Raw genomic sequence first — 13,935 nt, forward strand, 5'->3', positions numbered from 1 at the left:
CTCCGGCAATAATTGCCGGAGCGCCATGATATGATTTCCTATGAAATTAATCCAACTTCAAGCTCTTCTTGATAGCCTCGATCTTATCCATTGCAGCAGCTGTGCAGCGGTTGTAGCAGCCAGCGCACTTGAATGAAGGATCCTTAACCTCAATATAGAACTTAATCTTAGGCTCTGTACCTGATGGACGGACACTTACCTTGGTGTTGTCATCGCAGAACCACTGGAGTACATTGCTTGTAGCAGGCATATCGAGCTTCTCTACGCTGCCGTCAGCATGCTTAGTCTCCAAAGTCTGGTAGTCCTTCCAGGTTACCACCTTGCTGCCACCCAACTCCTGTGGAGGGTTGGCACGGAAGTCTGCCATCATCTGCTTAATCTCGTCAGCACCAGTCTTACCTGGGCGAACTACGTTTACAGTGAACTCCTTGCTGAAGCCATACTCTGCATAAATCTGCATCAGGAGGTCGTAGAGAGTCTTGCCCTGATCCTTAGCCCATGCTGCAATCTCGCAAATCAGACAGATAGATGCAGGAGCATCCTTATCGCGTACCTTATCGTATGGCAAGAAACCGAAGCTCTCCTCACCACCACCGATGTACTGCTGCTTGCCCTCAGAGATAGCAATCTCGCGTGCAATCCACTTGAAACCAGTGTAGCAGTCGCGCAACTCTACGTGGTTCTTCTTGGCAATCTCAGCGATAACTTCTGTTGTTACGATGGTCTTTACGAGGAAGTCTGTTGGCTTCAACTTGCCCAACTTCTTCTTGTTCTCGATGATGTAGTAGCAGAACATCATGGCTGTCTGGTTACCGTTGATAATCATCCACTCACCCTTGTCGTCGCGGCAAACGATGGCAAGACGGTCAGCGTCTGGGTCGGTAGCTACCACGAGGTCAGCGTTCAACTTAGTACCGAGCTTCATACCGAGGGTCATAGCCTCTGCATTCTCTGGGTTAGGAGAAACTACTGTTGGGAAGTTGCCATCTACTACCATCTGCTCAGGAACTACATTGATGTTCTGGAAGCCCCAAGAACGCAGACAGAGAGGAACGATGACACGACCTGTACCGTGCATAGCTGAATAAACGATGTTGAGGTCTTTCTGACGGTTGATGACATCCTGGTCAATCATAGCAGAGTGAACGGCTGTCATGTAGTCGTAATCCATCTCACCACCGATAATCTTGATCTTATCCCAGTTAGCCTCAAACTTCACCTGGTCGATAGTAACCTTGTTTACCTCCTCGATGATACCTGTATCGTGTGGAGCCAGAACCTGAGCACCGTCGCTCCAGTAAGCCTTGTAACCGTTGTACTCCTTAGGGTTGTGAGAAGCTGTTACGTTGACACCAGCCTTTGCACCGAGCTCGCGGATAGCGAAAGAAATCTCTGGTGTAGGCCGGAGGCTCTCGAAGAGATAAGCCTTGATGCCATTGGCAGAGAAGATGGCAGCTACGGTCTCAGCGAAGAGACGGGAGTTGTTACGGCAGTCGTGACCTACTACTACAGAAAGGTTCTCCTCACCTGGGAAAGCCTTGAGGATGTAGTTAGCAAAGCCTTGAGTAGCCATACCAACGATATACTTGTTCATGCGGTTGGTACCTGCGCCCATGATACCGCGCAAACCACCAGTACCGAACTCCAAGTTCTGATAGAATGCATCAACGAGAGCAGACTTATCCTCTGCGTCGAGCATTGCCTTTACTTCCTTACGGGTTTCTTCGTCAAAAGCAGGTGTGAGCCACTGCTGTGCTCTTTCTTCACACTGCTTGATCAATTCTGCGTTATTAGCCATAGTTTGATTCTATTTTGTTATTAATAATGTTCATATAGAGGGTTGTGCCCGAAAACAGCACAATATATCTCTTTTTGCGTACAAAGTTATATAAAAATTTTGATAAACCAAGCAAGAATAAAGTTTTTTTTGTATTTTTGCACATTGAAACCGAAATGAAAATAGAATATGGCTAAAAATAAGCAATATTGTATGGGTATGGAGGTTGCAAATTGAATGAAGAATATATAAAAGTAGAATTAAGAATATAAAAACAATAGAATATGGAAGTATATTACACAGGCGTCATCATCGCCGTATCCACCTTTTTAATAATAGGTATCTTTCACCCTATCGTCATGAAGACGGAATATTATACGGGCACCCGCTATTGGTGGGTTTTCCTCGTTGCGGGTATCATCTGCATAGGAGCTGCCTTCTTGGTTGCCAACGTGCTCTTCTCTGCCATTCTGGGCGTAGTAGGTGCTTCATGCCTTTGGAGCATCGGTGAACTCTTCGAACAGAGACAACGCTGCGAGAAAGGCTGGTTCCCGAAGAATCCGAAAAGAATAGGAAAAGGATATTACAGGGACGAAGCGAAGAGTAAACATGAAAGTGTATAGGAAGAAAACGCCAACGAAATGAAGACAGAACTCATTCTGGTCGGAAAGACCGTAAACAAGCATTTCATTGCGGGCATCAAGGATTATGCCGAGCGCATCACTCATTACATGCCTTTCAACATAACAACCATTCCTGAGCTCAAGAACACCAAGAGTCTCAGCGAACAGCAGCAGAAGGAACGGGAAGGAGAACTGATTCTGAAACTCCTCCAGCCTTCGGATACCGTGGTGCTGATGGATGAACATGGACAGGAATTCCGAAGCATCGAATTTGCCAAATGGATAGAGCGCAAGCAGGCTACTGCCCGCAGGCTCGTCTTTGTCATCGGCGGACCTTACGGCTTTTCACAGTCTGTCTACGACCGCGCCAACGAGAAGATCTCCCTCTCCAAGATGACCTTCTCGCATCAGATGGTGCGCCTTATCTTTACCGAGGCGCTCTATCGCGCATGTACTATTATAAAAGGTGAGCCTTACCACCATGAATAAAGATAAAAAGGTAAAAAGCAAAAGAATATGCCAAAAGATAAATATATAGAAATAAAAGGGGCAAGAGCCAACAACCTCAAGAATATCGATGTGAAGATACCTCAGGGCAAGTTTGTTGCCATTACGGGTGTCTCCGGATCGGGAAAATCATCGTTGGCTTTTGATACCTTATATGCTGAGGGCCAGCGCCGCTATGTGGAGTCGCTCTCTTCGTACGCACGCCAGTTTCTGGGACGTATGAGCAAACCGGAATGTGATTTCATCAAGGGATTGCCACCTGCCATCGCCATCGAACAGAAAGTGATTTCGCGCAACCCACGCTCTACCGTGGGCACAAACACCGAAATCTACGAATACCTGCGACTGCTCTACGCACGCATCGGAAAAACCTATTCGCCTATCAGCGGACAGGAGGTGAAACGCCATACTACCGAAGATGTACTCGCCTGTACCCGACAGTATTCCAAGGGCACCAGGTTTGTCATCCTCGCCCCTATCCACGTCATCGAAGGGCGCAGTCTGGGCAAACAGCTGGAGATGTACAACCAGGAAGGTTACGCGCGTATATATATAAAAGGTGAATTCGTACGCATCGAAGACTTCATGGAGCAGGCTGACAAGGATCTGCTGGAAGTAAGCGGCGACAAACTGAGAAAGAGAATGCAGCAGAAGGATGAAGAAATCTTCCTGGTCATCGACCGTGCTTCGGTAAGCGATGAGAAGGATGACATCAGCCGACTGATGGATTCTGCCGAAACTGCCTTCTATGAGGGCGATGGAGCCTGCCGCCTCGTTTTCCTGCCAAGCAACATCTGCTACGACTTCTCTACCCGGTTCGAAGCTGACGGCATGCAGTTTGAAGAGCCTACCGACAACATGTTTGCCTTCAATTCTCCTCTCGGAGCCTGCCCTACCTGCGAAGGTTTTGGCAGCATAATAGGCATCGACGAGAAACTCGTCATCCCGAACACTTCGATGAGCGTATATGACGGATGTGTGGTTTGCTGGCGAGGCGAAAAGATGGGTATGTGGCTCAAGGAGTTCATACGCAGAGCTGCAGAATACGACTTCCCTATCTTCAAGCCTTATTTCGAACTGACTCAGCAGCAGAAGGACTGGCTGTGGCACGGTCTGCCTGGCGAGAAGAAACGTAAACAGCAGGAAAGGGTGAGCATCGATGAGTTCTTCAGAATGGTAAAGGAGAACCAGTACAAGATACAATACCGCGTGATGCTGAGCCGATTCCGTGGAAAGACGATTTGTCCTGACTGCCATGGTACCCGACTCAAGAAGGAAGCCAACTATGTAAAGATTGGCGGAAAGAGCATCACCGAACTGGTTGAGATGTCGATTGTAAACCTTAGCGAATGGTTCAAGAAGCTGGAACTCTCTGAGCATGAGAAGGAAATCAGCAAGCGTCTGCTCACCGAAATCACCCACCGCCTGCAGTTCCTCCTGAATGTTGGTCTGGGTTATCTTACGCTCAACCGAATCTCCAACACCCTCTCCGGCGGTGAGAGTCAGCGCATCAACCTGACCACCAACCTGGGCTCATCGCTCGTAGGTAGCGTATATATCCTCGATGAACCTAGTATCGGACTCCATAGCCGCGATACCGCCCGACTGATTAAGGTGCTGAAAGAACTGCAGCAACTGGGCAATACGGTGGTTGTGGTAGAACACGACGAAGAGATTATGCGGGCTGCCGACTATCTCATCGATATCGGTCCAGATGCCGGCAGACTGGGCGGAAGAGTGGTCTACGCCGGTCCGTCATCAGAATATTCAACCACCGATAAGGCTGAACAGGAAAAGCTGCTGGCTGAATATCCGGAGAGTTATACCATCAAGTACCTGACCCACAACGAGGAGATAAAGGCGCCAACGAGCCACCGTGCCTGGAACCAGTATATCGAAATCAAAGGAGCCCGGATGAACAATCTGCGCGGCATTGATGTTAAGATACCGCTCAACGTATTCACCTGCGTAACCGGCGTATCAGGCTCAGGCAAGAGTTCGCTCATCAAGGGAATCCTCTATCCTGCCATGCGTCGCCGTCTGGACCTCGTAGCAGATGCACCAGGCGAATATGCATCGATGGAAGGCGACTGGAAGAGCATCAGTCATGTAGAGTTTGTTGACCAGAACCCTATCGGAAAGAGTACCCGCAGCAACCCTGCCACTTATCTGAAGGCATACGATGCGATACGTGCCCTCTTTGCCAACCAGCCACTGGCTAAGCAGATGGGATTCACGCCCCAGTACTTCTCTTTCAATACTGAAGGCGGAAGATGCGAGGAATGTAAGGGTGCGGGATATGTTACCATCGAGATGCAGTTTATGGCAGACCTCACGCTGACCTGCGAGGCTTGTAAGGGCAAGCGGTTCAAGCACGATATCCTGGAGGTTCGCTATGGCGGAAAAGACGTCAATGATGTGCTGAACATGACGGTAAATGAGGCCATTGAGTTCTTCAGCGATGAAAAGTTGCAGCGCAACGAGGGCGACTTTGACAACTGCCGCATCATCGTAAACCGCCTGAAGCCGCTTCAGGATGTGGGTCTGGGTTATATCAAGCTCGGTCAGAATTCAAGTTCGCTTTCGGGTGGTGAGAATCAGCGTGTAAAGCTCGCCTTCTTCATAGGTAAGGAGGAACAGGAGCCTACGTTCTTCATCTTCGACGAGCCTACCACGGGTCTTCACTTCCACGACATCAAGCGCCTGCTCCATGCCTTCAATGCCCTGATAGAAAGGGGCCATTCGCTGGTAGTGATTGAGCACAATCTGGATGTCATCAAGTGTGCCGACTATATCATCGACCTCGGTCCTGAAGGCGGCGACAAAGGCGGCAATCTTGTTGTAGCCGGAACTCCGGAAGAAGTAGCTGCCTGCAAGGCAAGCCTTACCGGAAAGTTCTTGCGTTAAGAGTTAGGGATATAAAAAAACTGTGTCAAGTTACAACCAAAGTAATTTGACACAGTTTACTTTTGCAACCTCATCGAGTATCAGCGACAATTTCTCTTATAAATGCTTTCAATATCTTGGTATTCAGTCACAAACGAGACACAAGATACATTACAAACCACGTAAGGTAAAGGATAAGTACCCCAACCTCATTTATTCCACGTGGGACACGGTAGACAGACCTCGACAAGTTATATCGTCTCTGACATGACAGTCATCAAATACTCTTGGTTCTTCTTTGAGTTGACCATGTATTTCGATGTCTTTACGAAAGAAATCCTAACGTGGCATGTGGCTGAGAGACGTGGACATAGAGACCAGTACATTGATGGGCTAAATGATGTCATCAACCTGTTGAAGGGCACAGATGAGCCAACTGTTCTTCATACGGACCAAGGTAGCGTATATGCTTCGCTCGCCTATAATGAGCTGATAAAGGACACGTTGATTGTGAGGTCTATGTCCAGGGCAGGAAAGCCTACAGACAACCCTGTGAACGAATCCCTGAACGGATGGATAAAAGAGGAATTGTTCATAGACTTCAAGATTGAGACATGTAATTCAAGAGAGGAATTCGAGGAGGCCTTGGACGCATACGTGGATTATTACAATGAGAAAAATAAAGAATAATGTTCACTTTTATAAAGAAAAACTTGCAAATATGGATGAGATTGTCTACTTTTGCAAATGAAAAGGAACGAAATTTGATAGATATGTGTACTTTTAAAAATATAAATAATTAATAATCATTTTTTGTGTCCACTTTGGGGAACTGCTACAAATGAAAGGCTGCTAAGGACAATTGAGACCCTCCTGACCTGAAAGCATAACAGAAAGTTCCTCATAAAAGTGTATATGTAGCCATAAAAGTCCCTCATAAAAGTGTGTTAATCTTTCAAAAAGTCCCTCATAAAAATGTGATATATTTTACTATTTCATTAATTTTCAGTATTTTTGCAGCAAAAAAGCAATATATGGAAAGATTTATCATGCAAGACCTCATTGCTTGGAAAAACAGAGAGGATAGAAAACCCCTTATTCTGTTGGGAGCAAGACAAGTTGGCAAAACTTATATCTTGAAGGAATTTGGGCAACGTGAGTTTGAAAATGTGGCCTACATTAACTGTGACAACAATGCCATGGCTAAGGATTTGTTTGCTTCAGACTATAATATAGATCGCATCCTTCTCACCATCGGAGCTATTACTGGTGTTAATATAGAAGCCGGCAAGACCCTCATCATTATGGATGAAATACAGGAGTTGTATCGTGGACTTGCCTCGTTGAAGTATTTCTGTGAAAATGCACGGGAGTATCATGTGGCAGTAGCCGGTTCCCTTCTCGGCTTGTCTCTTCATCAGGGAGAATCCTATCCTGTGGGAAAGGTTAACACCCTGGAAATGTATCCGATGACATTCGAGGAGTTTCTGTGGGCACGTGGTTTCAAGCAGCGTATGGATCTGCTGCAGCATGGAATGTGGGATGTGGTAAAATCGCTCAGAACACTCTATATTCAGCATCTTCGTGAATATTACCTTGTTGGCGGTATGCCCGAAGCCGTAAATAAGTTCATAGAAACCAATGATGCAAATGCCGTAAGGGAAGTACAGGAGGAAATTATTCGGGCCTACGAAAAAGACATTTCCAAGCATGCACCAAAAGAGCAGGTAGTAAGAATCAACCAGGTATTGAACTCCATCCCTTCCCAACTAGCCAAAGAGAATAAAAAGTTCATCTATGGTATTGTAAAACAAGGTGCCAGAGCCAAGGATTATGAGTTGGCAATCCAATGGCTCATAGATGCAGGACTGGTATATAAAATCAGTAGGGTGAAGACTTTGGGGCTTCCTCTGAAGATTCATGAGGATATCAGTGCCTTCAAATTGTATCTCTTGGATTGTGGACTGCTGGGGGCTATGAGTAAAACTCCGCCAGCCTTGCTTCTGCTTCCTAGTAATGACAATACCGGGAAAGGTGATTTTACGGAAAACTTCGTTTGCTGCCAGCTGGAATCGCTGCACCAGATTCCTATATATTATTATAGTAAGGAAAACAGCCAGTTGGAACTTGACTTTGTTATTCAGGTAGGAATGCAGGTCATACCGGTAGAAGTAAAGGCAGAGGAGAATCTTCAGTCAAAGTCTTTGAAAATGACTATTGCCAAAAATCCCGGCATGAAAGGCCTGCGCTTTTCGATGAGCGACTATCGGGAACAGGACGATATTACCAATGTACCATTATATGGTGCAAGAGGATATTTGGAAACATACAACTGAAACAAATTTTGGATATCAGGCATTCATCTGAAATTCCACCCGCACAGGGTGAAAATACGATATCTGTGGAATCCGACAACCGCCGGATTCCACTTTTTAATTTAAAAATCCAATTCAAAAGTATTATTTATTAAAAAAGTAACTATCATCGAAGGCTGCTTCGATAAGGCGTTGCTTCACTCGGGCGTATTCTGCCGAGTCTTCGATAAAGTACCGAAGAGCAGAAACAACCCTCACATAAACACTGAGCCGATAATCGCCCTTACCCTTTTAGATTGCAAAAATGTTTTCCTTATGCATCCCAGCATAAAACATCAGATCAGAACCAGATACATGATGGTTCTTCATCACTTCACTCAGAACAACACCGAAACGGCTGTTGTCTGCTTCAAAATTAACAATCTTCATTACTTAATTTTTTAAAATTGTTTATAATTATTGTATACGAGTTCCCACTACGGGAACTCTTTTTTATTTTCTTTTTATTATCTTTGCACCATGTAAAACAGATTCAACAATCTGCTTACCTATAAGGAAACGAATAACCGATACATATATTGTATAAACAATATAAAATTTTTAGGAGATTATGAACATAACAACATTCAGCAACATGGCCAGCAAGATTCCTTCACCTGGCCAGTTGGAAGGCCTGGTAACCTTCATGAAGGAAGATGAGAAACTCAGGTTTTTCACCGAGTCTTACCGGAAAACAGGGAATAAGTCGTACAAGCACGATGCACCCCTCTTCGCCGTAGCCTGCATCTTCGAAGGCGGAAAAGGCAAGGACAACATCCGGAGCCTCACACATCTGTCACTGGTCGACTTCGACCACATCACAGAAAAACCGGATGACGGCACCCTGCGCTCGCTCAAAGAGAGAATCTGCCACGATGCCCACACCCTGCTCTGCTACGTTACCATGAGCGGCAACGGACTGCGCGTCATCTACCGCTACGAAGGCGATGATTATCCCGCCGCCTTCGCCATGGGAAACGACTACTACGCGCATCTCATCGGCAAGGAAAGCGATCCGCTCTGCAAGAACATCACAAGGCTCAGCGGACTCGCCTACGACCCCGAAGTCTATTTCAATCCTGAAGCCACAGCCTTCAGCGCCGAGGAAATCAGCCATTTCCATTCCGCTACGCTCAAGACCGCACAGAAGAAAAAGAAACAGGAACGCATCGCCGACTACTACGAGCAGATTGTCAAACCCAAGCTGGAAAACGAAAAAATCAGGTACGAACCCGGCAACCACAACCAGTATGTGATGCGGGTGGGCTACATGATGGCAAAGAAACGGTACGACAGGAAAGAAGCCACCCAGTGGGCTATCAGGCAGTTTCCCGAATACGACGACGTAGAACAGGTATTCAAATCGTGCTACGACAACACCACTCACCCACAGAAGGCGAAGGCAGAAACCGGAAAGATTCCCTATGCCACCGTAGATGAAATCAAAGACTTCCTCGACGGACATATCAAACTCCGCTTCAACCTCATCACCCTGCGCTACGAGTATCTGAAGGGGAAATGGCGAATCCTCCAGGACCGCGATCTGAATACGCAATGGAGCAACATGTCGCTAACCGCAAGGGTGAGCAAGAGCGACATGATCAATGTCATCGAGAGCGACTATACCCCGCCCTACAATCCCTTCACCGATTATCTGGAGAATCTCCCACCCTGGCAGGAAGGCGACAAGGACTATATTGCCGAACTCGCTGCCACGGTAAAGATGAAGGGAGACCCCGTGATGCCCTTCTGTGAAGCCCTCAGGAAATGGCTCGTGGCGATGATAGCAGGATGGATAGACGAAGGTGCCGTCAACAATGTCATCCTGGTGTTCATCGGCAGACAGGGCGCCTACAAGACCACCTGGTTCAACTATCTCCTGCCGCCTGAACTGAAGCAATACTTCTATACGAAGGCGAATGCCAGGCGCATGACGAAGGATGATATCATCGCCCTTTCGCAGTATGCACTCATCTGTTATGAAGAGCTCGACACGATGAGTCCGTCGGAACTGAACCAGCTGAAGGCTGTGGTAACGATGCAGTATACCAACGAAAGGGCGGCATACGGCCATTATGCCGAGCAGCGCAAACATATCAACACCTTCTGCGGCACGGGCAACAATCCCGAGTTTTTGAGCGACCCTACCGGTAACCGTCGCTGGCTGCCCTACGAGATAGAGAGCATCCTCTCACCCCGTGAGCATCCGTTCAATTACGAAGGCATCTACGCCCAGGCTTACGCCCTCTACAAGAGTGATTTCCGCTATTGGTTCACCGATGAGGAGATAGAAAAGCAGAACCGGCACAACCGCGCTTTTGAGGCGCCCCGACTAGAACAGGAACTTGTGGATCTCTACTTCCGAAAGCCAACGGAGGCGGAGACAGGGGAGTTCGTGTCCATAGCCAGAGCGATGCAGATCATCAGTTGCAACATCTCCCAGAAGCTGAGCAGCACCAAGCTGGGCAGAGCTTTCAATGATCTCGGATTCGAAAAGATGCGCACCACCTACAACCGTGGTTACAGGGCGATTATCCGTACTGCCGAGGAAATCAAGGCATACCAGGTATCCCTCTGCATCAACTCGCAGCATTCCGATGATGATGCCCCGTTCTAGCCGTTCCCAAGCCATCGGTTCCAACTGGTCAGATTATGACACTATGACACTTATGACACTAGTTTTTCAACTTTTCGCCTCGCACGCGGGCAGGCAGGAACTTTCGGCCTGATTTTTCCTACCTGCCCGCGCGAGAGCAAATCTTCAGAATTCACTGTCATAAGTGTCATGTGTCATAGCAAAGCCAGTTACTTCCGAAACGGAAACCAAAGACTTACGGTGCAAAAGTCAGAGACTTATGGTTCAAAAGCCAGAGACTTACGATGAAAAAGTCAGAGACTTACGATGCAAAAGTCAGTAGCTTATGAACCGCATCCTCATTCATAACCCTCATAAAAATCAAACAAAACTATGGATTTAAGAAGTTATACCAAGCAAGAGCTAGCTCTTCTGTATTTTCCCGATGCTACTCCAGCGGTAGCCAGTGCTCACCTGATGCGATGGATCCAGCGCATCCCCGACCTTCTCCAGAAGCTCGCCGCCACCGGTTACGGCAAGAACTGCAAGGAGTTCACCCCGATGCAAGTCTCCTACATCCTCTACTTCCTCGGTGAACCCTAACCCTGTTCCTACTAATCTGAAAATGAACCAACAAAAGGTACTTCTACCTGAAGACATCATGCAATAGGGAAAAGGGTCTATACACCCTTTTGTCGAGGTGTATAGACCCTTGTCAACCAAGTTAATTGCAGATTTACTATATTATTCGGGCTTTGTATCAAAGAAACCGATGAACCAGACCTTATAAGGAGAATGAAAATTGAGGCGAGTTAAGTTAAAGGCATGCATAACAGTCTGCAGCCTCCTCTCGTGCTTTAGCAAAGTCTATTTGAGCCTTTGCTTCCATTTCTTTTTTACGTCTAACCATATCTCGTAATACAGCAATTGCTTCTTCACGAGTTTTAATTTTTAAAGCCATACTTATTCATTTTAAAGTTCTACTTCTTGTTGGTTGCAAAGATAAGCTTTTATTTTGAAAATGCAAAGAAAACGGGAGAAAAGTTTCGGGAAAATTTGGATTCCCGTATTTTAAAAGATAAAAGATAGCCATTCCATGCCACAAATGAAGGGTCTATACGCCACCTTTTCTTCGTGGTATATAGACCCTTGTCAACCAAGTTAATTGCAGATTTACTACTATTATTCGGGCTTTGTATCAAAGAAACCAATAAACCAGACTCTAGTGTCTCCCATATGGATTGGGAATTCTTTACTATTTCATTTTCTACTCAGGGTTTCTACAATTCCTTTACGGTAAATTTCGCCTTGCTATTGTATACGGTGGCATCATTATTGGATAAACCAAGGCGTTCCATGATCTCTGCGGTGGTTCGAGGAACTGAACAGAAATTGACTATATCCCTTTGCTTATTAGACAATGACACTTTTGGAGTGTCAGAGTGTCTAAGTCGAGTGTCAGAGTCATTCTCAGAAGTGTCATGGTCGGTGTCATTATGCCATGCATGGCGTTAGGGATCCGTTAGGCGTTCCTGCGGACTTGCGTATCTCCCTAACGCCTAGCGGACTTGCAAAGCTTGAGTCATTTTCTTCTTCTCCTAGGGATTTCAACCGTAGGCTCATAAGCTTTCAATCCTTCATCACCAGTAAAGATTTCAACCTGATATCCTAAATCAGTATAATATTTTACGACTTCAACGATAGAAGCATCGCCTAAAGCTTGCCCTCCTATAACGGTAGCCTTCCACTTCTCTGCCAACTTTTTTAAGTTTTCAGGATTCCACAAACTGCTTTGTTCCGTAAATGCAGCCCATGGTGATTTCTCATCAGCCGAATCGATCATGATTTGAGCAAAATCTTCACCTAATGACTTTCTATCGCCCGAAGAATGAGCTATATGATTTCCTGTCTCAATAATTGTTGCTAGAGGCAGAATAAAGGTTGTACCTTTCTTCTTTTCTTCCTCTATTTTCTCAGAGACCATCTTGTATGAAACCAAGGCATTGCTTGGGCCACAAGTTTCCTTGCCAGGTACTTTGAGCCAAACACAAAGTACACTCGTATCTATCACCAATACCTTTCTCATTATATCTTATCATTAACCATCATTCTACCTATTGTTCCAGAAGCCATCAATTTGGCAAGATTCTCTTTTTCTTCCAAGAGATTGACATGGCTATCGCCATGCTCATCACGGGTAACATAGCTGATAAACGGAATCATCTTATTTCCCAACTCATCCAACAAAACAGGATTATGCGTCGTACAGAGCACATCAACCTGGCGCTGTCGTGACAAATCCTTCAACATATCAACCAACTCCTTGGCACGAGAAGGATGCAAGCCATTATCCACCTCTTCTATAAGCAGTAAGCTATGAGGTGCAACCGTCAAAAGAGCTACGACAATCGCAATAAAACGAAGCGTTCCATCACTCATACCTCTTGCATCAACAGGCTGTTCAGGATTCCAATCCTCATAACAATAAAGCATGGCATCTGACTTAATCAGACCAACAGGCTCAGATATAACCTTGTTTATATCACGTTCAGGAAGTGGCCGAACATAGCTGGACACCAGTGCTTCCACCTTCTTCTTTTCCTCTGGAGACAACGCACATAAAACACCTGCTACATTACTACCATCAGACTTCAGCTCTTTGGAAATCTTGCAGTAATCACGCATCTTAGCAGGAACAGGATCAAGAATGACGATATTTCTAAAAGTAGCATATATCTTTGCCCAAAAATCCAGAAGTATTGGAACATCATACGTTTTCCATGTCATGTTGCGAGCAGAATCAATAAACTCACCAGGAACGGCATCATCGTCTTCTATACCCAAACGACGGATTTCACAAGAACCAAAACTGAAAACTGAATTCCGTTTAATCACTCTCAAATCAAGAAGATAATAACTTCCTTCAATTTCTATTTCTATCTCAATACAGAAGAAATCCTCACCTCTACGGATAATCCAGTCTTCCCCACCTCTAACAGTCTGGATGGCATCAAGAAGGCTCTTACCTTCCCCCACGGCACGGAGGAAGGCAAATGCATCTAACACATTTGACTTACCACTAGCATTGGTTCCGATAAGGATACCCAAAGAATCGATATATATAGTAGAGTCCTTAAAGCTCTTCCAATTTTGTAACCTAATCTTTGTAATCATTGCCCATGTTTATTTAAACTCAATAATATATTTTGCAAA

The 13,935-nt window shown here is 45.8% G+C and carries 12 protein-coding genes; 7 read left to right on the plus strand and 5 right to left on the minus strand.

What is annotated here, in order from left to right; all coding sequences use genetic code 11:
- Nucleotides 1–46: 46 nt before the first annotated feature.
- Nucleotides 47–1,798 carry a phospho-sugar mutase gene (locus RCO84_RS07705; RefSeq protein WP_144150605.1) on the minus strand — a complete coding sequence of 584 codons (1,752 nt, stop codon included), beginning with the start codon at nt 1,796–1,798 and terminating at the stop codon, nt 47–49.
- 263 nt (nt 1,799–2,061) lie between these two features.
- On the opposite strand from RCO84_RS07705, the gene RCO84_RS07710 reads away from it, so the two are divergent.
- From RCO84_RS07710 to RCO84_RS07730, 5 genes are all read left to right on the plus strand, one after another.
- Complete coding sequence (locus RCO84_RS07710; RefSeq protein ID WP_287797603.1) at nt 2,062–2,400, plus strand: DUF4491 family protein; 339 nt, start codon at nt 2,062–2,064, stop codon at nt 2,398–2,400.
- An 18-nt stretch (nt 2,401–2,418) separates the two neighbouring features.
- Nucleotides 2,419–2,889, plus strand: a complete 471-nt coding sequence (gene rlmH, locus RCO84_RS07715; RefSeq protein WP_006846932.1) for a 23S rRNA (pseudouridine(1915)-N(3))-methyltransferase RlmH — start codon at nt 2,419–2,421, stop codon at nt 2,887–2,889.
- 27 nt (nt 2,890–2,916) lie between these two features.
- Complete coding sequence (gene uvrA / locus RCO84_RS07720) at nt 2,917–5,814, plus strand: excinuclease ABC subunit UvrA (RefSeq protein WP_317584618.1); 2,898 nt, start codon at nt 2,917–2,919, stop codon at nt 5,812–5,814.
- 201 nt (nt 5,815–6,015) lie between these two features.
- Nucleotides 6,016–6,483 (plus strand): DDE-type integrase/transposase/recombinase, encoded by a 468-nt coding sequence (locus RCO84_RS07725; protein WP_317584619.1) that lies wholly within the window; start codon nt 6,016–6,018, stop codon nt 6,481–6,483.
- A 344-nt stretch (nt 6,484–6,827) separates the two neighbouring features.
- Nucleotides 6,828–8,129, plus strand: coding sequence for an ATP-binding protein (locus tag RCO84_RS07730; RefSeq protein WP_317584621.1), 1,302 nt, complete (start codon nt 6,828–6,830; stop codon nt 8,127–8,129).
- Between the two features lie 270 nt (nt 8,130–8,399).
- On the opposite strand, the gene RCO84_RS07735 is transcribed toward RCO84_RS07730, so the two are convergent.
- Complete coding sequence (locus tag RCO84_RS07735) at nt 8,400–8,537, minus strand: hypothetical protein (protein ID WP_181975242.1); 138 nt, start codon at nt 8,535–8,537, stop codon at nt 8,400–8,402.
- A 181-nt stretch (nt 8,538–8,718) separates the two neighbouring features.
- Between RCO84_RS07735 and RCO84_RS07740 the strand changes: the two genes are divergently transcribed.
- Both RCO84_RS07740 and RCO84_RS07745 read left to right on the plus strand, forming a co-directional pair.
- Entirely contained in the window at nt 8,719–10,764 is a 2,046-nt protein-coding gene (locus RCO84_RS07740; protein ID WP_317584622.1) for a VapE domain-containing protein, read from the plus strand.
- 351 nt (nt 10,765–11,115) lie between these two features.
- Nucleotides 11,116–11,325 carry a DUF4248 domain-containing protein gene (locus RCO84_RS07745; protein ID WP_006846942.1) on the plus strand — a complete coding sequence of 70 codons (210 nt, stop codon included), beginning with the start codon at nt 11,116–11,118 and terminating at the stop codon, nt 11,323–11,325.
- 214 nt (nt 11,326–11,539) lie between these two features.
- Here RCO84_RS07745 and RCO84_RS07750 read toward each other — a convergent pair whose 3' ends face one another.
- The 3 genes from RCO84_RS07750 to RCO84_RS07760 form a co-directional block, all read right to left on the minus strand.
- On the minus strand, nt 11,540–11,683 hold the full coding sequence (locus tag RCO84_RS07750) for a hypothetical protein (protein ID WP_153082491.1): 144 nt from the start codon (nt 11,681–11,683) through the stop codon (nt 11,540–11,542).
- 621 nt (nt 11,684–12,304) lie between these two features.
- Nucleotides 12,305–12,808, minus strand: coding sequence for a hypothetical protein (locus RCO84_RS07755; RefSeq protein ID WP_118062862.1), 504 nt, complete (start codon nt 12,806–12,808; stop codon nt 12,305–12,307).
- The gene (locus tag RCO84_RS07760) at nt 12,808–13,896 is read right to left on the minus strand and encodes an AAA family ATPase (RefSeq protein ID WP_264899188.1); all 1,089 of its coding nucleotides are present in this window, start codon (nt 13,894–13,896) and stop codon (nt 12,808–12,810) included. Before RCO84_RS07760 ends, RCO84_RS07755 begins: the two co-directional genes overlap by 1 nt.
- Nucleotides 13,897–13,935 lie beyond the last annotated feature (39 nt).

Origin of the sequence: Segatella copri (assembly GCF_949820605.1) — a bacterium.
GTDB lineage: Bacteria > Bacteroidota > Bacteroidia > Bacteroidales > Bacteroidaceae > Prevotella.